The organism is Enterococcus sp. AZ084, assembly GCF_051714905.1.
In the GTDB taxonomy this organism is placed as follows: domain Bacteria; phylum Bacillota; class Bacilli; order Lactobacillales; family Enterococcaceae; genus Enterococcus_B; species Enterococcus_B pernyi.
Genome location: NZ_JBIOSS010000001.1, coordinates 1643206 through 1662317 on the forward strand (window position 1 = coordinate 1643206; position 19112 = coordinate 1662317).

General features: G+C 39.6%; 18 protein-coding genes. All 18 read right to left on the reverse strand.

Going from position 1 to position 19112, the window contains the following annotated elements:
- Positions 1-33 precede the first annotated feature (33 nt).
- Positions 34-981, reverse strand: a complete 948-nt coding sequence (locus tag IGI79_RS07565; RefSeq protein WP_065095942.1) for a N(4)-(beta-N-acetylglucosaminyl)-L-asparaginase — start codon at positions 979-981, stop codon at positions 34-36.
- Positions 982-1149: 168 nt separating this feature from the next.
- A complete protein-coding gene (locus tag IGI79_RS07570) occupies positions 1150-2451 on the reverse strand; it encodes a Sapep family Mn(2+)-dependent dipeptidase (protein ID WP_065095943.1) in 1302 nt (433 codons plus the stop codon).
- A 10-nt stretch (positions 2452-2461) separates the two neighbouring features.
- On the reverse strand, positions 2462-3190 hold the full coding sequence (locus tag IGI79_RS07575; protein WP_065095944.1) for a GntR family transcriptional regulator, LSA1692 subfamily: 729 nt from the start codon (positions 3188-3190) through the stop codon (positions 2462-2464).
- A 434-nt stretch (positions 3191-3624) separates the two neighbouring features.
- Entirely contained in the window at positions 3625-4677 is a 1053-nt protein-coding gene (locus IGI79_RS07580; protein ID WP_065095945.1) for a lysylphosphatidylglycerol synthase transmembrane domain-containing protein, read from the reverse strand.
- Between the two features lie 10 nt (positions 4678-4687).
- On the reverse strand, positions 4688-4960 hold the full coding sequence (locus tag IGI79_RS07585) for a DUF1294 domain-containing protein (RefSeq protein ID WP_065095946.1): 273 nt from the start codon (positions 4958-4960) through the stop codon (positions 4688-4690).
- A 13-nt stretch (positions 4961-4973) separates the two neighbouring features.
- A complete protein-coding gene (locus IGI79_RS07590; protein ID WP_065095947.1) occupies positions 4974-5876 on the reverse strand; it encodes a diacylglycerol/lipid kinase family protein in 903 nt (300 codons plus the stop codon).
- 200 nt (positions 5877-6076) lie between these two features.
- Positions 6077-7309, reverse strand: a complete 1233-nt coding sequence (gene pepT, locus IGI79_RS07595; RefSeq protein WP_065095948.1) for a peptidase T — start codon at positions 7307-7309, stop codon at positions 6077-6079.
- Between the two features lie 14 nt (positions 7310-7323).
- Positions 7324-8448: a Nif3-like dinuclear metal center hexameric protein gene (locus IGI79_RS07600; protein ID WP_065095949.1), complete on the reverse strand. Its 1125-nt coding sequence runs from the start codon at positions 8446-8448 to the stop codon at positions 7324-7326.
- Position 8449: 1 nt separating this feature from the next.
- On the reverse strand, positions 8450-9142 hold the full coding sequence (locus IGI79_RS07605) for a tRNA (adenine(22)-N(1))-methyltransferase (protein WP_438845811.1): 693 nt from the start codon (positions 9140-9142) through the stop codon (positions 8450-8452).
- A gap of 227 nt (positions 9143-9369) precedes the next feature.
- Positions 9370-9801: a hypothetical protein gene (locus tag IGI79_RS07610; protein WP_065095951.1), complete on the reverse strand. Its 432-nt coding sequence runs from the start codon at positions 9799-9801 to the stop codon at positions 9370-9372.
- 185 nt (positions 9802-9986) lie between these two features.
- Positions 9987-10913: a primosomal protein DnaI gene (dnaI, locus tag IGI79_RS07615; RefSeq protein WP_010735315.1), complete on the reverse strand. Its 927-nt coding sequence runs from the start codon at positions 10911-10913 to the stop codon at positions 9987-9989.
- A complete protein-coding gene (locus IGI79_RS07620) occupies positions 10913-12295 on the reverse strand; it encodes a replication initiation and membrane attachment family protein (protein ID WP_019722655.1) in 1383 nt (460 codons plus the stop codon). Before IGI79_RS07620 ends, dnaI begins: the two co-directional genes overlap by 1 nt.
- Positions 12296-12317: 22 nt before the next feature.
- Positions 12318-12803, reverse strand: a complete 486-nt coding sequence (nrdR, locus tag IGI79_RS07625) for a transcriptional regulator NrdR (protein ID WP_010735313.1) — start codon at positions 12801-12803, stop codon at positions 12318-12320.
- Between the two features lie 459 nt (positions 12804-13262).
- Positions 13263-13595 carry a hypothetical protein gene (locus IGI79_RS07630; protein ID WP_019722654.1) on the reverse strand — a complete coding sequence of 111 codons (333 nt, stop codon included), beginning with the start codon at positions 13593-13595 and terminating at the stop codon, positions 13263-13265.
- Between the two features lie 57 nt (positions 13596-13652).
- Positions 13653-14273, reverse strand: coding sequence for a dephospho-CoA kinase (gene coaE, locus IGI79_RS07635; RefSeq protein ID WP_019722653.1), 621 nt, complete (start codon positions 14271-14273; stop codon positions 13653-13655).
- Entirely contained in the window at positions 14246-15082 is an 837-nt protein-coding gene (gene mutM / locus IGI79_RS07640) for a DNA-formamidopyrimidine glycosylase (RefSeq protein WP_019722652.1), read from the reverse strand. The genes coaE and mutM overlap by 28 nt, the downstream gene beginning before the upstream one ends.
- A gap of 401 nt (positions 15083-15483) precedes the next feature.
- Positions 15484-18129 (reverse strand): DNA polymerase I, encoded by a 2646-nt coding sequence (gene polA, locus IGI79_RS07645; RefSeq protein WP_062805159.1) that lies wholly within the window; start codon positions 18127-18129, stop codon positions 15484-15486.
- A gap of 301 nt (positions 18130-18430) precedes the next feature.
- Complete coding sequence (locus tag IGI79_RS07650; protein WP_019722650.1) at positions 18431-19111, reverse strand: Bax inhibitor-1/YccA family protein; 681 nt, start codon at positions 19109-19111, stop codon at positions 18431-18433.
- Position 19112 lies beyond the last annotated feature (1 nt).

Sequence of the window (19112 nt, forward strand, 5' to 3'; positions counted from 1 at the left end):
TTTATTCTTGTTAACCGTTTATCCGATTCGCTGTTAAATTGGTGCTTTGATACGTGCTTCATAGGCATCAAGCCATTCTTGCGTGATTGGTGTGATCACTGTCGACTGATCCGGACCAGGATTTGCCATGAAAATTGCTGGTTCTTGGGTCATCGTTGCCACACTAAATGTAAATTCAACGTTCGTCGCTACCCCCCATTCGCCATATTTATCTAATGCTATTAACGAGAACGCCCCCGCTTTGCCATAACGTTTGCGCAATCGCTCATCAAATCCATAAACAGCTCGATCACAAGCTGCTTGTGGCGTACATCCATTCCCCATCAATCGAACGATTTCATATGAGAGGCAACCTTTCATAAGATCCTCCCCTAAGCCTGTAGCTGCTGCACCGCCAATCGTACTATCCACATAAAATCCCGAACCAGATAATGGCGAATCTCCTACACGTCCATGTTTTTTCATAAACAAACCGGAACTGGATGTTCCTACTGCCATCTGTTGTTGCGTATCGAGCGCGACAACTCCGACCGTATCATGGCCATCGTAAGGATCTAAATTCAACGTGGCGATTTCTTTTACTCGTTGTTCCCAGATTTTTTTTGCACGTGCCGTTAACATATTTTTTCGTTCAAAACCAGAGAGCATTGCATATTCTGTTGCTCCTTGCCCTACTCGAAAACTATTGAATTTATCATCGCTTAATTGCCTAGCAACAGAAATCGGATTGGCTACATCAGTAATCCCAGCAACTGCACCAATCTTAAATGTTTCTCCATCCATAAAAGCAGCATCCATTTCTACGATTCCTTTTTCATTTGGTAACCCACCATAACCAACGGATTTATAAAATGGATAATCTTCTACCACTTTGATCGCCGTTTCCACAGCATCTTTACATGAAAACTGTGCTTCTAATTGTTGTTTAGCGGCCAAGACACCTTCATGTGCCATGCGCCAGGTTGCAAGCATTCCCCACATTTCTTTCCCTCCATCGCCTAACATTTGTAGCGCTTTCAAGTATATTCTATATGGTATATACTATTATGTCTATACTAAAAAACGAGTTTCTTTTTAAAACTCATCGTTTTATTAGAAACTCGTTTTACATGAAATTTATTTTTCAATTGTTTGTACTATCTGAATGTTTTATTCTGTTAATGCTTGGAGGCTGCGCATGTAGATTTCTAAATTTGTTCTTAAATCTGCGGAATCCATATATTCGTTCGCCGTATGAGCAATCCCTTTTTGTCCTGGAAATGAAGGGCCAAATGCTAAGATATTCGGCATTTTACGCGCATAGGTGGCGCCTGTTGTTGTCACTGGTTTAGGATCATTACCGGTGACTTGATGATAGATCGTTGACAGTATGGCGATTTTTTTTGACTCTTCTGTCCGACAAAATCCAGGAATACTGCGAATGACTTCCAAATCAACACCTAGAGGCAATTGACTTTTCAGCCGTGACACTACTTGTTTTTCTGAGACGGTCACCGGGTAGCGAAAGGCAATTTCTAATAGCATGCCTTCTGGAGACTTTTGCAGCACAACAGGTGTCAAAATCAATTTGCCTGAATCTTCGTCTTCAAACGCTAAATCGATCCCTTCTCCAAAATGTTTTTGATGAAAGCTTTGACAAATCCAGCGGAAATAACCCTGTGCAACTGGCGGGATCATTCGTTCTTCAGCTAGTTTTGTTGCCAAGATCGTGATAGCATTTTCTCCTAACTCAGGCGCGTTACTTGGTGCTCGTTTACCACTGGCGCTTATTTCTTTTTTGGCAATTCTCACATGCAGTTGGTCTGGAACATGATCACGGAACTGGTCCCCTTCGAATCGACTGATTTGTTGATGTTCCTCTTCAGGTAAAGTAAAGTGGAGGACAACATTTACGATACCACGTTCGCCATAGACCACAGGATATTTACAATCGGGCGTGAAACCAAATGACGGAGGGTTTTCCTCGGCTAAGTAATGAGAAATATCTGACATGCCACTTTCTTCATCCGTTCCAAAGATGATCCGAAGATTCTTTTTTGGCTGGTGACCTAGGTCTTTTAATAGTTTCATGCCATACAGACAACACATGATAGGCCCTTTGTTGTCTAATATTCCTCGACCATAAAAACGATCCTTTTTCTCACTGAGATCAAACGGCGGAAACTCCCATCCTTGACCAGCAGAGACAACATCGAGATGTCCCAGAACCCCGATATACTCACTTCCTTCATTTCCCCACTGGGCATAGCCGATCGAATCATCGATTACTTTTGTTTGGAACCCATATCCGGCACTTTTGTCCATGACCAAAGAAAGAACCGAGCGTGCTTCTATACCAAAGGGTGCTCCTGGTCCAGCTTCTGATTTAACACTAGGAACTTGCATGACTTGTTTGAGTAAATCCAGAAAATCCAGCCAATTCTCTTCGATTGCTGTATTGATTTGATCCATTTTTCACCTCTTATTTTTGACGTATCAATGTATTCTTAAACGTATATTGATCTGCACGATAAAAAGACGTGTCGAACAATATCGGTTTAGCAGAAGGGGAATAAGTCATCGAATGGACGAGAAGCATTGGATCATCTTCTGATACATGCAATAACTTGGCAATATCTGGCGGACTTATGACTGCTTCAACTTCTTGATGCGCGTAGCCAATCTCAATGTTTTCTTCAATTATTTCATACAATGAAGAAGCCAGCTGAGCTTGAGGAAGTTCACCACTTTCATTTTGCAAATAACGTTTTAGTATATAGAGGTTTTCTACTGTCATTGGTTCATCATCAAAGTAACGTAAACGAGACAGATAAACCATGGCTTCATTTCCATAGTCAGCGAACATCTGGCGAATCTTCAGCGGTACTTCTTTTACGATCTCAACTTGTAATACTTCTGTCCGGGTCTTTTTTCCTTGAGCCTTGGCAGTTTCAGTAAAACTTTGTAAGCCACCGGAACCGCTTTGGATCTTCGGTTGCTTCATAACATAAGTTCCTTTTCCTCTTTCTTTCACTAAAATATTTTGACTGATCAAAAGATCAATTGCTTTACGCACCGTCAGTCGACTGCATTGAAATTCTTCCGCTAAATCATAATCTGAAGGCAACTTTTGACTGGTCACGTAAGTTCCATCATTGACTCGTTGTGCAATTTTTTCAGCTATATCTTGGAAAACCGCTTGTTTTTTCACTTTATTACCTACTTTCTAACTACATCTCATTCATCAAACAGTCGATTCGTTCTGACATCAAAAGTCAAACGTCTAAAAGTTGAACGGTTAAAAAATGAAAGAGCAACTTTTATCCTGTTTGTAGGATGAGTAAAATCAAGAAAATCTTTCTTGTCGAAAGCTAAGCTTTCTATTTATTGTATATATAGTATATACCATTAAGTATAGACTTTCAGCAACTAATCGAGGGATTTTAATTTTACCCTACCGGTGTTGATTGTTTCTTCCAATTTCGAGAAACTGTCTTGTTTGAAAGATAGCAACGTCTAGCTTATTCTGCGTGAAAGCAATTGTTGAACAGATATTGTTCAACAAAACAAAAAAGAATCAATCTAAGCATTTTCAGCTCAGACTGATTCTCCATTTGAATTCTCCTTGAAAGTTGTTCAAATTATTTAAATTTTCCCCTTTGTACGCTTTTTTTCTGCCTTTACTTCATGGATCTCTTGACGTAAGATATTCCGTCTTTCTGCAATCACATAGAAAAAGCCATAAATGAATGGCAAGATGAACGAGCCAAATCGATAAAGCAATAAGGAAGAAACAGCATCTACCGTTCCAACAACAGGTCGAAAGAGCAATAGATAAACAAACTCAAACGAACCAATACCTGCGGGAGTTGGTAACACGCCTGACAAAACCACAGCAAAACTAATAAATGAGAATGTCAAAAGAAAATCAAGATTTGGATGATTTTCCACTAAAAAAAGATAAGGCATTACATACCAACAGAGTAATTTCAATAAGTTCCAACAATAGATCCTGATCAATGCGGTACGGTCTTGAATGATCGTTTGCACTGTTTCTCTCAATGAATAGATCTGACTGTTACACGTATCCACCCAGTTGCGTAAACGTTCACTTTTGAATAAGCGATTGGAGACTTTGACAAAAAACACTTGTAGATTCAAACTGACAGATATTGTCACAAGAAATAAAATGATCAAAGCTGTCAAGATGATACCGGCAATGATGAACCAGATCATATTTGGCGCATTTTCGTAAAACAAAGAGAATTGAACGATCAAACCAATGACCGCATAAGTGATCACCGCTAATTTATACATGATCATATGCAAGGCAGTGACTCCTGCTCCTTGAGAAAATTTCAACCCTTTTTTATTGTAAAAATAAATTTCTGAGATGAGTGTGCCAGTTCCAAATGAGACGATCCGATAAAAGGCAATATAACAAGACGTCCAAAACCCATCACTTGTACTGAAAGATTTGGAAAACGGCTTGGCGATCTCTTTGATTGAGCGACCTTCTACAATTTGATAAAGTGTACCGAAAAAAAACATCGCCAGAAGCACTTGGACACTTGTTGAAAGCAACTCTTTGAAAATATCTGCAAAAGATTGATTGATCAAATAATAAATAATAGCGAGAATAATGGTCAATAATAATAGGTTAATGATAATTTTTGATTTTGTTCCTTTAGTAGACATGTACGACTCCTTAATGGAAAAAATAGATCAAGACGAGATCAATCATGATTCCTAACATGAAAACGATCGTGAACTTCTTTTTTTTGGTTTTGTGACGGAATACGCGTTGTGCGAGCAACCCGCCCAAACCACCGCCTAACAAGCTAACAAACAACAAATTACTTTCTGGTACACGCCAAGCGCCTTTTTTTGCCTGACGTTTATCATAACCCATCAAGCCAAATAGATAAACATTCACAATGAATAAGTAAAACCATAAGGGATTATGCATCAATACTTCCATCAACTTCCTCCAATTATTGCTCTTCTTTTGGTACGTAGATCGTTATACCTTCTGGGATGACTTTTAATTCGATCGGTAAGTCATCTGTAGTGTCACCATCCGTCCGAGTCGTCACTTTCTTTTCTCGTGCCTGGATATTGACTTGACTAGCTGTCAGATATTTGATACCAGGAACAGAATAGATCTTACCTTTGATCATACGTGGGAGATAAAATGCAAACCGGAAAAAATCTAATGAGGGAACGATGGTGATGTGGAACTTGCCATCATCTGGCGCAGCAGAATCATCGAAACCAGTAAAACCGCCTACTGAATTGGACATCGTGATCGTCAACAACTGTGCTTTTCCTTGCCAATGAACATCTTCAGTTTTGATATCCAAATGATATTTTTTCTTTTTCATCAATAATTTCACGAAACGCTTGATAAAGATCCATGAACCATATTTTTGCTTTTCTTTTTGACTGATCCAGACCGCTGTGTCTGCTAATATCCCAATAGTCAAAGTAGAAATAACTACTTTATCGTTCACTTTCCCGTAATCGATTTTGCGGATCGATTCCTCTAACATCATTGCTGCGGCTTCTTCTTTCTCAAAAGGAATGCCTAACACTTTCGCTAAGTTATTGATCGTTCCACCAGGTAATAAGCCAACATGGTAATGGTCTAATTCATCTTGGAATGCTTGGATGATATGGTGGATCGTGCCATCACCACCAATGATGACTAGTGTATCTACCTCATGTTCTTTTGCTTTTTCTCTCAATGTTTCATCTTTGATCGACGGTCCAGTTTCTGTTAGATAAACCTCTAGTTCTGGTCGGTGTTTTGCGACGTACTCCTTGAACCATTCTGCTAATTGTTCCCCTTCATCCTTTCCTGAACTTTTGTTATAAAATACCAGTAACTTCTTCATAAACCATATTCCTCCTACTTTCCTGCAAAAAACAAAGGGAGTGGATGCGAAATAAACGCTCACCCTCCCCCATGAACTGTGATTCGAGCACTGACTAAAATAGCCTCGAATCAATCATATGTCAATGCAGTGTAGCAATCAACCAATAATGTGAGATTATTGGTTGAAATTTAATCTTTTTTATCAATGAAACGGATCAATTACACCTGCGTATTCAACTCTGCGATTTTAACAATGACATCTGTCGCTTTTTCCATGACTTGTAGGGACACAAATTCAAAACGGCCGTGCATGTTTTCGCCACCAGCAAATAAATTTGGTGTCGGTATTCCTAGATAAGAGATTTTTGAACCATCTGTCCCACCACGTACCGGTTCGATCACTGGCTTGATCTCTAATTCGATCATTGCTTTTTCAGCTAGATCGACAATACTCATATCCTTTTCGATGATCTCACGCATATTATAATATTGATCATACATTTCCACTTGGATACGTTCTTGGTCAAATTGCTGGTTCATTTTTTCTTGAATGCTTGTGATCATTGCTTTTCTCGCTTCAAATGAATCACGTTTATGGTCACGAATGATATAACTCATCTTCGCCTCTTCAGGACTACCGGTCAATGCCATCAAATGGAAGAACCCTTCGTAACCCTCAGTTTTTTCAGGAACTTCATCTGCTGGTAATGCATTATGGAAGTCGATCGCTAATTGTAGGGCATTGATCATTGTATTCTTCGCTGTCCCAGGATGGACATTTTTCCCTTGGATCGTGATGTTGGCTTGCGCTGCACTAAAGGTTTCGTATTGCAACTCTCCTAAAGGACCGCCGTCGATCGTGTAAGCAAAATCAACGTTGAACTGTTCTACATCAAACTTATCAGCACCCACACCGATTTCTTCATCTGGACCAAAAGCGACTTTGATCTCACCGTGAGGGATCGAAGGATTTTTTAGCAAGATTTCCATAGCTGTCATGATTTCTGCAATGCCCGCTTTGTCATCTGCACCTAGTAATGTGGTACCATCTGTTGTGATCAACGTATGGCCACCATAATTTTTTAAATTAGGGAAATCTTTGACATTTAACGTGAAGCGTCCTTCTTTATCTAGAACGATCGTTGATTCCCCGTCATAGTTTTCAATGATTTGAGGACTCACGCCTACTGCATTGAAATCCGCTGTATCCATGTGTGCAATGAAACCGATCGAACGTACGTCATGATCAACATTGCTTGGCAATGTCGCAATCACAAAACCATTTTCTGCATTGTAAGTCACATCAGATAATCCTAGATCTTCTAATTCTTTTTTCAATACTTGTGCAAACTCTACTTGTGTTTGCGTAGACGGTGTAGTATGACTTGTTGGATCGGATTGTGTTTCCGTTTTGACGTATCTTAAAAAACGTGGTAATAGATTCTCGTACATAAATGACTCTCCTTTTATTTAAATTCAAATGGATTGGTTGATGTTTCTGAAACAAAAAAGTCAACCGTCCAATTCTCTTCGTTTTTCCACTTTTCAAACTTCTCTACAAATTTTTCCTTGCATAATGATTCGATATAGTGGCCCGGATCGATCGCAGCTAATCCTGCGCTTTGCATATCTTGTGCTGTATGGAAATAAATGTCGCCAGTGATATAGACATCTGCTCCTTGAGCCAAGGCTGCGGGATAAAACTTCTCACCACTCCCGCCACAGATAGCGACACGTTTGATCATTTTTTGTGGATTTGTCGTTGGGCGAACCACACGTAACCCTTCCAATTGAAAGACTTCTTTCACATGGGCTGCGAAATCATCCAAGCTCTGTTCTTTTGCTAGTTCTCCAATACGACCTAATCCCCAGGTTTTAACTGGTGCCTCGATCGAGAACAAATCAAATGCTGGTTCTTCGTAAGGATGTGCGGCAAACATCGCTTGTAAGACTTTCTCTTCTATATTTTCTGGGAAGATCACTTCGACTTTGGCTTCTTGGACTTGTTCAGCACGTCCAATTTCTCCAATTGCTGGATGCGCCCCTGTTTTCGGACGGAATCGTCCTTGCCCAACAGAGGTGAAACTTGTACTGTCATAATCTCCTTGCTCTCCGGCTCCCGCTTTTGCCAAAGCAGTTCTCAAACGCGGAGCATCCGCCACCGGAAGATAACTGATCAGTTTTTTGTAGCCACGTTCATGTGTTTGAACAAGATGACCTGTGACCTCAATTCCTAATTGCTCACAAAACCAATCGTTCAACCCATCTTCAATGATATCCATGTTTGTGTGGGCTGCATAGACTGCAATATCATGCTTCAACAAATCAGCGTACATTTTTTCTTGTGGAGAATCAGTAATCAAGCGTTTGACTGGTCTAAAAATCGGGGGATGTTTTGCAATCAAAAGATCGATCTTTTTCTCAATGGCTTCTGCCACCACTTCTGGGCGGACATCTAAAGTCATCATCACACGTTGGATCGGTTTGTCCAAGGTGCCGATGTGCAACCCAACTGGATCGCCTTCTTCCGCTAACCATTGCGGGCAATAGCTTTCAAATTTTTTGATGAAATCTTGTGCTTTAATGGACATGTCATAAAACCTCCTTGATCCATTCCACCTCTTGTTGGATTGTCTCATATCTGTTTTGTTCACTCGCATTTTTTAATTGCTCTAAGATCACTTCAAGTTGTTTTAGCTCACGTTGCCATTTTGCCAAAAATATCGCATTTTTCTCTGCGAGTAAGTGTGGGCCAAACATCAGCTCTTTTTCAGAGTATTCGATTGGCTGCTCTTTCTTTTCGGCTACAATGATCTCATAGATTTTTTTATTTTCTTCGAGGATTTCTTCTGCAATGATCTGATAGTTGTTTTCCTTGAGCCACGCTCTTAGCGTTTTTTCGCCGATGTTGGGTTGTAAAATCAAGCGTTCTTTTCCTGATAGACGTTGATTTTGCCGACCAGATTCTAAGATATCGCGAATCAATGAGCCCCCCATACCAGCAATCGTGATCGCGTTGATTTGGTCTTGCTTTTCGATTGCATCTAATCCATTAGCCAAGCGTACCTCGATTCGCTCAGATAACCCGTTCTTACTCACTTGTCTCTTCGCTGATTCAAAAGGACCTTTAACGACTTCCCCAGCTACTGCAAAGTCGATTTTTCCTTTTAGCATCAATGCGACGGGTAAGTACGCATGATCTGAACCGATATCTGCTAAACGAGCAGCTTCTGGTACAAAACGTCCAACTGTTTCAAGACGCTTCGATAAATCTGTGTGATTCATTTTTCCACTCCTTAACTACTGAATGTTTGGATGCCATCCATTTTGTCATGACTTTGGACAAACACATACTTATAAAAGTTATCCTACTTATTTACGCTTTTCTGATAACTATTATTCTTGTTCCTATCATAACATTTGTTTATGTTCAATAGAAAAAAGAACTGGGAAAATGTCCCAGTCTTTTTTCAACAAGTCATCAAAAAAGTTCGATTGATTTCTCTTGTTTTTTATTGGACAGTGATCTCAATGATCGAATTCCCAGGAACTTGTGGAGGGATCGACATTGTCATGACCGCCATTTCTACCAATTTAAATTCGATCTTTTCTCCTTCTTTCAAGGAATCGACACCACCAGTGATTTGATCAACTGAAGCATTCAAGATCACTCCGTCATTGCTGAATGACGTACCGATATTTGCTGGATCTTCTATTTCTTCTACATCCTTGACGGTGATTTGGTAAACGTCACCTTCCGCTTCACCGAAGCTTTCGATCGTACCTGTAAACACACTTTGTTTTTGTTCGGTAGAACTATCTGTTTCCACTGTCGATTCTGCATTGATCGAATCGATTGAACCTGTACTTCCTTCTTCGTTGCCACAGCCTGTCAATGCAAACAAGAGACCGGCAGCAACTATACCAGTTAAAATAGCTTTCATCATACATCCTCCGTGTAATTTCTTGCGTTACTGCTTTGATGATTCCATCCGGTTATTTCTTCAAGTCCATGGATTCGTTTCATCTTAACTTTGTTCATTTTTTATGAATCTTTATTGAAAAGGTGAAAAACAGTGACAGTCGAGTAGATACTCCAACCTGTTTCTGTAAAAATCAATTGATGGCATCAGCCATTTCGGCGATTTCGGCCTGTCATCTCGATTTCTTTTGTCAAGTAGCGGATTCGCTCCATGATCCGTTTGGCTTTCAACGGTTCCTCATCGCCGCGTTGTGTTACCGTCAAATGCTGTTCTAATTCGTTCATCGTGAAGTTTGATGAAAAGAACGTCGGCAATTGTTCTTGCATTCGATACTGTAAGATGACGCCAAATACTTCATCACGGATCCAACTACTCATCGCATCCGCTCCAATATCATCGATCATCAAGATCGGCGATTTCTTCACCGCATCTAACTTTTCAGCAACTTGGTCTTTGCCGATGGCTTGCTTCATTTCAACAGCAAATGTTGGGAAATGGACCAACGTTGTCGTGAATCCTTTGATTGCCAGTTCTTTTGCTGTTGCTCCTAACAGATAGGTTTTGCCGATACCAAAACTTCCGACCAAGTATAACCCTTTGTGGAAGCTTTTAGGATCAGCCGAATATTGTTCGACGAAGTCTAATGCTTCTAAACTTGCATAACCACGTCCATCTGTTCGTTCGAAATTTTCGAAAGAGGCAGACTGGATATCTTTTGGCATATCCATTGCTTTCACACGACTCTTGATCTCTTCTTGTTTTTGACGAGCTAAGAGTGCTTCTGTCGGCACGTAGGTGACGTCGACATAGTGGAAATTCAATGTCAATTTTGGTTCATATCCGGGAGCGATCATGGTTGGATCGTTCGTTTGATATTTTCTTTTTTCTTGGACATACTCATAGAGTTTGGCATAACTTTTTTCGATATCCGCTTGCGTCAATCGGTCTTGATGGGCTGACAGAAAGGCTTGAACATCCGCATCATTCAAAACTTCAGCAATCATCTCGGAATACTTTTCTTGGTAGTTGCGTTTACTGATGATTTTCTTCAGTTCTTTTCCCACATCTTCCATTAGCTCTCACCTTCCTTTTTAGCCAGATACTCTTTGAAGCGACGATCGATCTCGGCTTTTTTCTCTGTACTGATTTGCGTTTCGTCTTTTGGTTGATTGACCCAATCAGGCAATTTTTCTCGCCTTACATTTCGGCGATAATTTGACGTGTTGTTTTGTTTTGACGCTTTCGGTTGTTTCGCTTTCGTACTCAATGTATGGAGATGTTCAATCGCTTCTTCTGGCGTACTGATTTTTTTTTGCGCCCACTCATTAGCGATCGTATTCACGAAGCTCGCATTTAAGCTCGCATGGTTTTTTATGACTAACACATAGTTGATCAAAATGTTGATGACACTGCTAGTCAGACCGGATTGGGTGACCAAATCTTGCAACAACCAGTTTTCCTGTTTGGAAACATACCCGCCTTTTTCTTTTTTTATTGCTTCGAGATAACGCATCGGTGGGGTTTGTCGTGCAACTTGGATCAATTGTTGTGCAGCACTAGGCAACGCCTGATTGACAGGGACACCTGTTTCAGCAGACTGATCGGTAACCAGAGTGTTGCTCGATTGTCGCAACGTATTCTGCTGTTGCTGCCGTAACAAGACGATCCGTTGGAGTTCTTTTAAAGATACTTCTTCTGTCGTAAAATCAAATGACTGTAGAATCAACTCTCCTAAAGTCAGTTCATCGAAGCCGTAGAGTTGTTGGTATGTTTTCGCTTGTTGCAGAACTGGTTCTGTCAACTGATTGATGTGTTGTTTCTTCAACCAATCGATTAAAAACGTCCAGTCAAACGAGTCTGAATCTGCTAACAATGATTTGGGTTCAACAGGTGTGAATTTTTGCTGAATCGATTCCACTTGTTCTTGGTTTGCTGCATAGACTGTTTCATTGAACCGATAGACTTCCAAAAACTTCTTAGTGATTTTTTGATAGCCTTCATACGAAAGATTTTTTGGCTTAAATAATTCCGTCAATTGGTTGAATCGACGTTCGCCAACTTTTTCTAAAAGTAAAAAAGAAAGTAACGTATCATTGAAAAACGTAGGAACGTCCATCGGTTCTAACAACTCATAAAGAAAACAATCACCCAAATTTTCATCTTTTTTGAAATAGACTTCTAAAAGACCGATTCCTTCTAATTTTTTTCGTGCCTCATAAAATTGCGGTAATCCACAACTTAGACTACTCAATAAATCGGCGTGTAATCCTTCAGGACCTACGCCAGTTTCTAGCGAGATCTCCGAATACAACGTCAAGTAAAGACTCAACGCTTCTCCCCCGATCAATGGTTGGTAAAGGGATAACAAGGCAGACTTTCCTTCTTCTTTTAAAGGACTGCTCTTTCTTCCTTGGTAAATATTTTTCGGTTGTAATTCTTTCCACGCATTTTCCAAGGAATGCTCCCTCCTTTATTAATTACGCATCATTTTCACTATTACTCGTATCTTTTGCTTTATCAACAATGTCTTGTAATTCTTTCAAAAAGACAGACATATCTTTGAATTGACGATAGACACTCGCAAAACGAATATAGGCGATTTCATCTAAGTTCACTAAATCTTCCATGACGTATTCACCGATCAGATTAGTTGAAACTTCATTTTCGCCAAGACTTCTTACACGATTTTCAACATGGTTGACGATCTGTTCCATTTGTTCCATCGCTACTGGTCGTTTTTCGGCAGACCGGATCAAGCCTCGTAAAATTTTGTCACGATTGAATTCTTCACGTTCGCCATTTTTCTTGATCACTAATAACGGCGCTGCTTCGATTCGTTCAAAGGTCGTAAAACGGAAGGAACATTTTTCGCACTCCCGGCGTCTTCTTATTGCTCGACCATCGTCAGCTTGACGACTATCGATCACTCTTGAGTTGTTATGTTGACATCTAGGACATCTCATCGTAATTTTCACCTCTCTTGGTGTAGTTTGATCGCTTATTTGAATGTACCAAATGAAGTTGTTCCATCAGTTAATTTTTCCCACCAATTATGAATCATTGGTGGAAAAAAGGCTGGTTTTCAACACTAAGCTTAAAAATTATAAAATATGAAAAGGATTTTTTCAATTTATATCTTATTGCTCAGTTCAAAGTGATTTTCACAACTTCACTGCTTATTGTTTTAGATTTTTTTCCACTGATTTTTTATTGAACTAATTCAAGTGGATCGTAATAAACGTTTTCTTATTACTAACTTTAGTATAACATGAAACAATTAAGCAATGCGACTGTCCCAGTTAAAAAATCGCTTGAACTGAAAGATTTGTTGTGTTTTTATCTCAACGAACGAAAACAGACTGGCGTTCAGCACCAGCCTGTTTCTTTTTGATTTTCTATTTTACTCAATGCTTGGGTAATCCCTATAGTTTATCTTCGATTCCCGTGTAATGTTTCATTCGTTCTTCTTCGATTTTTTGTTCTGTTGAACGATGATCGAATTGGGGGTCTTGGTTTACTTCAGGACTTGTTTCCGGATCTTTGCGTTCTGTGGTTAAGTCCTGTCGCTTGGATTCTTTTTCGACATGTTGGTCTTCTAACTCAGCAATTCTCGCCCGGTATTCATCTTCACGAATTTTACCTTCTTCTGCTTGGATCTGGCCCTTTTCCTGTAAATCTTCTTTGTGGAGAATCTCACCAATTTTTTCTTTCGCAGAACCTACTACTTTATCTTTTTGGTTTTTGAATGTACCCATCGTATCATCTCCCCCTCTTTCTTTATATAAATAGCATAGCAAAATGTTGCGATTTACTCAAAGAAAGCGATTAAGCAATAACCATTTTTTGATTTCAGCGGATAAATCTTCCTTGGTTTGGCGGTTATCGAATACGATATCCGCACGTCGTTTCTTTTCCTCGATCGACAGTTGGCTTTTCACCCGTTGTTCTGCTTCTTGCTTCGATAATTGATTGCGTACCATCAAGCGTTCGATTTGCTGAGATTCTGGAATATAGACAACTGCGACGGCATCCATTTGTGTATCATACTGTCCTTCAAACAATAAAGGAATATCGACAACGATCAACGGATATTGGGCTTTCTTCTCTATGATTTCTTCAGTGATTCTCCCACGGATAAATGGATCTAATATTTGATTCAATTGCTCACGTGCAGTGACAGAACCGAAAATCAATTGTCCAAGTTTTGCCCGATCTAACTGACCATCCTGTTGGAGGATCTCTTTGCCGAATGCTTGAACCAACGCTTGAAGTCCTGGCGTATCCGGTTCAACGACCTCTCTTGCCACTATATCGGCATCGATCACTGGAAAGCCATATTGTTGGAAAATAGCAGCGGCAGTACTCTTGCCTGTCGCAATTCCCCCTGTCAAACCTAAAACAAATCCTACTTGGGTATTCTTAATTTCTGACATGTTGGACAATAGTGCGTCCCCCTTTGCGCAACTTTCGTTTTCACGATTGGTGTTTGACAACGAACACATGCTTCTCCTGTCTGTCCATAGACATGTAAAGCCACTTGGAAACTCCCTGACTCACCTAACGCATTGAGATAACTTCGGATCGTTGTTCCCCCTGCTTCAACTGCTCGTGACAACACATCGATGATTGCTTGACGGAGTAATTTGATTTCTTTTGGGCGTAAAGAATCAGCTGGTTGCTCTGGATGGATCTTCGCTTCCCATAATGCTTCATCTACGTAGATATTTCCTAGTCCTGTGACCAACTTTTGATCAAGTAACAAAGGTTTGATGGCTTTGTGTGACTTTTGTAGCCCTACTGTAAAGTCTTTTAATAAGAATAGATCTGGTAAAGGCTCTGGACCTAATTTTAAGATTCCTTTATAGGTATTGCTCGCTCCTTTTTCAACGATCGTCATACGGCCGAATTTTCTTACATCGTGGTATCGTAATTGGCTGCCATCTTCAAAAGAAAAAATCACATGTGTGTGTTTGTCGATCGGTTCTTCTTTTTCAAAATATTGATATTTTCCCTCCATCCGTAAATGGGAAATCATTTCATAATGACTCAAGTGAAAAATCAAAAATTTCCCCCTACGACCGATCGATTCGATCGTTTCACCAATTAACGTTGCTTCAAAAATCGGTACCTCCGGTTGTTCAATGATTCTCGGCCACAGCACTTGGACGTTTTTGATTTTTTTGTTTTTCACTAATTTCTCTAATCCTTTACGGACAGTTTCAACTTCTGGTAATTCGGGCATCCTTTTTCTCACCTACAATTTTCACTTATTTGATTTTGAATCGAACTTATCTGAAACAAAAATAAAAGCTATTTTTATTCTTGAACTTAAAACAGAATAAACGGTGTTCCATAAGCTGACCTTCAACATTAAGCTAAAAAATCGTAAAATATGAAAAGCTATTTTTAATTTTCTATCTTACTGCTCAGATCAAAACGCTTTTGTCTCAACCTTGATAAACAGTATTCCACAAGCAACTACTTCAGAAATAAGCCAAGAAACCCAAAAATTTGATAAACAATTTTCGGGTTTCTCGCCTTATTCTCAGAGCTGGACAGCTCTGTTACAATCTACTCCTACATCGAACGAACCTGATCCAAGATCTTTCCTCAATGTTTGTCTATCGGTATAAAAGTAAAGAATTATTTGGCTTCATACCATGTTTTGCCCCAGCTGCTGTCTGTGATCAGTGGAACATGTAAAGCAACCGCCTGTTCCATTACTTCGCTGACTAATTTATCTAACATCTCTAATTCACTTTCTGGCACTTCAAAGACTAATTCATCGTGCACTTGAAGTAACATCGTCGCTTGCAAGTCCGATTCTTTCAAGCGTTTGTCCAATTCGATCATGGCGATTTTCAGGATATCCGCCGCACTTCCTTGGATCGGCGTATTGATTGCTGTTCGTTCGGCAAATGAACGAATGTTGTAGTTTCTTGAATTAATATCTGGTAAATAGCGACGACGATGGTATAACGTTTCTACAAAACCTTGATCTTTCGCTTCACGAACAATACGCTCCATGTATTCTTTGACACCTGGATATTTTTCAAAGTACGTATCGATATATTGTTGAGCTGCTTTACGCGTAATGCCTAAGTTTTGTGATAACCCATAATCAGAAATTCCATAAACGATTCCGAAATTGACTGCTTTCGCTTGACGACGCATATTTGGTGTGACATCTTCGGCTTTTTCAATGCCGAACACACGCATTGCTGTACTTGAATGGATATCTTGTCCTTCTAAAAAGGCAGCTTTTAAATGCTCGTCATCTGAGATATGCGCCAATACACGTAATTCGATCTGAGAATAGTCAGAAGAATAGATCAACCAATCTTCGTTTCTAGGAACGAATGCTTGACGGATCTTGCGACCTTCATCTAAACGGATCGGAATATTTTGTAAGTTGGGATCAACTGAACTCAAACGGCCTGTCTGCGTCAATGTTTGAACATAGCGAGTATGGACTTTCCCGTCCGATTGGATCACTTTCAGTAAACCTTCGACATAGGTCGATTGGATTTTAGCGATTTGGCGATAAATCAAAATATCGTCAACGATCGGTGCTTGCTCACGCAATTGTTCTAAGACATCAACCGCAGTCGAATAGCCTGTTTTGGTTTTTTTGATCACTGGAAGACCCATCTTTTCAAAAAGGATCACACCTAACTGTTTAGGTGAGTTTAGATTGAATTCTTCTCCAGCCTCTTCATAGATTTTTCGTTCGATCTCTCTCAATCGATCCGAAAATTCGATTTTCATTTCTTGAAGACGAGTCGCATCCACTTTGATCCCACTGATTTCCATTTCAGCCAAGATGATCGACAAAGGTAATTCCATTTTTCGGAAAAGATCTTCTTGATTTTTTTCTGCTAATTCTTGACTTAGTTTAGGCGTCAAACCATTGATTGCTGAAACTTTTCGTGCTAGGTGGGCAAAGAAAACTTCTTCATCTTCTGGTAGACCTTTCTTCGCGCCTTTTCCGTAGATGGCTTCATCCGATTGGATATCGTGATACCCATAATGTGAAGCTATCCCTTCGATATCCTCACTTTTCTCGTTCGTATCCAATAAATAAGCACCTAGTAAGACATCAAAGTCGATCCCTTGTAATTTCGTTGCATAGCGGTTCAATGCCACATACGTACGCTTAGCATCATATACATTTTTCAGGCGAGTCTTGTCCCCGACCCATGAAAGAAAGGCTTCATTTTCAAAAATCGCTAAGTCATTTGTCACATAGATTTTCTCTGGTGTTCCCCATGCCACACCAACGATGTCTTCTGTATGATAGTTGTCGCCCATCATCTCAACATATAAAGCCATATTTGTCTGGAACATGCTCTCATCGTATTCATGGACCACTTCAAACAAAATATCTTTCATTTCTACTTGTTCTTCGACCACATCTAATTTAGCAAGAAATTGTTTGAAATCCATTTCCTTGAAGAAAGGCACCAATTTATCTAAGTCTTTCCCTTGATAGGCAAGGGAGTCAATATCCACTTCTACTGGCGCATCGGTATCGATCGTTGCTAATTTTTTGGACAAGAAAGCTTGCTCTTTGTCATTGATCAGATTTTCTTTCATCTTACTTTGTTTCATTTCGTCGATATGTTCATAGATCCCTTCAACAGAGCCATATTGATTTAATAATTTGATCGCTGTTTTTTCACCGATCTTTGTTACCCCAGGGATATTATCTGAAGCATCCCCTGCTAATCCCTTCATATCGATGATTTGTTTCGGTGTAAGGCCATCATATTTTTCCGCCACATGTTCTGGCGTATAACTTTCAATATCACTTACACCTTTCACAGTGATATCGACTTTGATTTCTTTTGATGCCAATTGTGTTAAATCTCGGTCACCGGACAAGACAACTACATCGAATATTTCTTTATCCACTTTTTCTGCCAAAGTACCGATGATATCGTCTGCCTCATAGTTCGGTAACTCGTAATACTTCACACCTAGACCGGTTAGAAGCTCACGGATATAAGGCATTTGTTCTTTGAATTCTCCCGGTGTCTTTGAACGGCCACCTTTGTATTCTGCGTACATTTCTGTTCGGAATGTTGTTTTCCCTGCATCAAAAGCAACCAAAACATGCGTTGGTTGTTCTTTTTGCATGACATTTTCAAACATATTATGAAACGCATAGATTGCGTTGGTATGCAACCCATTACGATTTTTAAAACGTTCCAACGAATTGTGCAACGCAAAGAATGCACGAAAGGCCACACTATTTCCGTCAACGAGTAATAATTTATTTTTAGTCATCCGCTTAACTCCTTACTATAAAGTTCTTTCTCATTCTAACAAAGAATGCCAAAGAATGCGAAAAGAAAAAACGGATAGGCAAAAGGTTGCTAGAAAAGCGGTACATACTAAGGCATAAGATAGCAGTGTTACTTTTTGAATACCGTTTATCCTAGATCGCGAACAAAGTAATTTAGGATAAAAATAGTGATTAATGGTATCGACGACCCAAAAAAAGAACCCACTAGAATTTGACGATCAAATTCTGTGGATTCTTTCTTTTTATATGAGAGATATTTTTATCTTGCTCTTCGTTTATTGCTTAGTTATTACGTCCAAAGATTCGTAAGAATGCCAAGAACAAGTTGATGAAATCTAGATATAGTTGAAGTGCCAAGAATACGGCAATCCCACTATTTGCTTGTCCATTTGATTGAACATATACATTTGCGATCTTTTGGTTATCATAAGCAGTGATACCTGCAAAAATCACGACAAGTAGTAATGAGATGAACAGTTCAACTGCACTACTTCTTAAAATAAAAACATTCAAGACCATCGCAATGATCACACCGATCAACGCTGCCATTCCGGCACGACCCACGCCTGATAGATCTTTTTTAGTGAACATCCCGATTGCTGACATCCCAATGAACATCCCAGTTGCTGAAATAAAAGCAGTTGTGATCGTTCCGATATCATAAAAAGCTAATGTAACAGCTAAAACGATACCATTCAACAAGGAATAAGCAATAAATCCACCAATTGCTAAGCTTGGATTCTTTTGTGCCTTCGCTCCTAAAACTAAAACCAAAATGATTTGGACGATCCATAATCCCATAAAACCTAATGGAAAATTATTGATGAAGCTTGCTACTTGATAAGGAAAGACTTGGATCGCTAAATAGGAAGTGATCGCACTAAGCGCTAGACCGATTCCTAAAAATCCGTAGACTTTCGCATAAAAGCGGTTGATACTATTTGATATGATTTGATTGTTCATC

Bases quoted from the DNA above. Each gene is read 5' to 3' on its own strand.
- IGI79_RS07605 (WP_438845811.1), bottom strand. From the start codon at position 9,142: ATGAATCACACAGATTTATCGAAGCGTCTTGAAACAGTTGGACGTTTT.
- nrdR (WP_010735313.1), bottom strand. From the start codon at position 12,803: ATGAGATGTCCTAGATGTCAACATAACAACTCAAGAGTGATCGATAGT.
- pepT (WP_065095948.1), bottom strand. From the start codon at position 7,309: ATGTACGAGAATCTATTACCACGTTTTTTAAGATACGTCAAAACGGAA.
- IGI79_RS07610 (WP_065095951.1), bottom strand. From the start codon at position 9,801: ATGAAAGCTATTTTAACTGGTATAGTTGCTGCCGGTCTCTTGTTTGCA.
- IGI79_RS07570 (WP_065095943.1), bottom strand. From the start codon at position 2,451: ATGGATCAAATCAATACAGCAATCGAAGAGAATTGGCTGGATTTTCTG.
- coaE (WP_019722653.1), bottom strand. From the start codon at position 14,273: ATGTCAGAAATTAAGAATACCCAAGTAGGATTTGTTTTAGGTTTGACA.
- IGI79_RS07580 (WP_065095945.1), bottom strand. From the start codon at position 4,677: ATGTCTACTAAAGGAACAAAATCAAAAATTATCATTAACCTATTATTA.
- polA (WP_062805159.1), bottom strand. From the start codon at position 18,129: ATGACTAAAAATAAATTATTACTCGTTGACGGAAATAGTGTGGCCTTT.
- IGI79_RS07590 (WP_065095947.1), bottom strand. From the start codon at position 5,876: ATGAAGAAGTTACTGGTATTTTATAACAAAAGTTCAGGAAAGGATGAA.
- IGI79_RS07600 (WP_065095949.1), bottom strand. From the start codon at position 8,448: ATGTCCATTAAAGCACAAGATTTCATCAAAAAATTTGAAAGCTATTGC.
- IGI79_RS07650 (WP_019722650.1), bottom strand. From the start codon at position 19,111: ATGAACAATCAAATCATATCAAATAGTATCAACCGCTTTTATGCGAAA.
- IGI79_RS07630 (WP_019722654.1), bottom strand. From the start codon at position 13,595: ATGGGTACATTCAAAAACCAAAAAGATAAAGTAGTAGGTTCTGCGAAA.
- mutM (WP_019722652.1), bottom strand. From the start codon at position 15,082: ATGCCCGAATTACCAGAAGTTGAAACTGTCCGTAAAGGATTAGAGAAA.
- IGI79_RS07585 (WP_065095946.1), bottom strand. From the start codon at position 4,960: ATGGAAGTATTGATGCATAATCCCTTATGGTTTTACTTATTCATTGTG.
- IGI79_RS07565 (WP_065095942.1), bottom strand. From the start codon at position 981: ATGTGGGGAATGCTTGCAACCTGGCGCATGGCACATGAAGGTGTCTTG.
- dnaI (WP_010735315.1), bottom strand. From the start codon at position 10,913: ATGGAAGATGTGGGAAAAGAACTGAAGAAAATCATCAGTAAACGCAAC.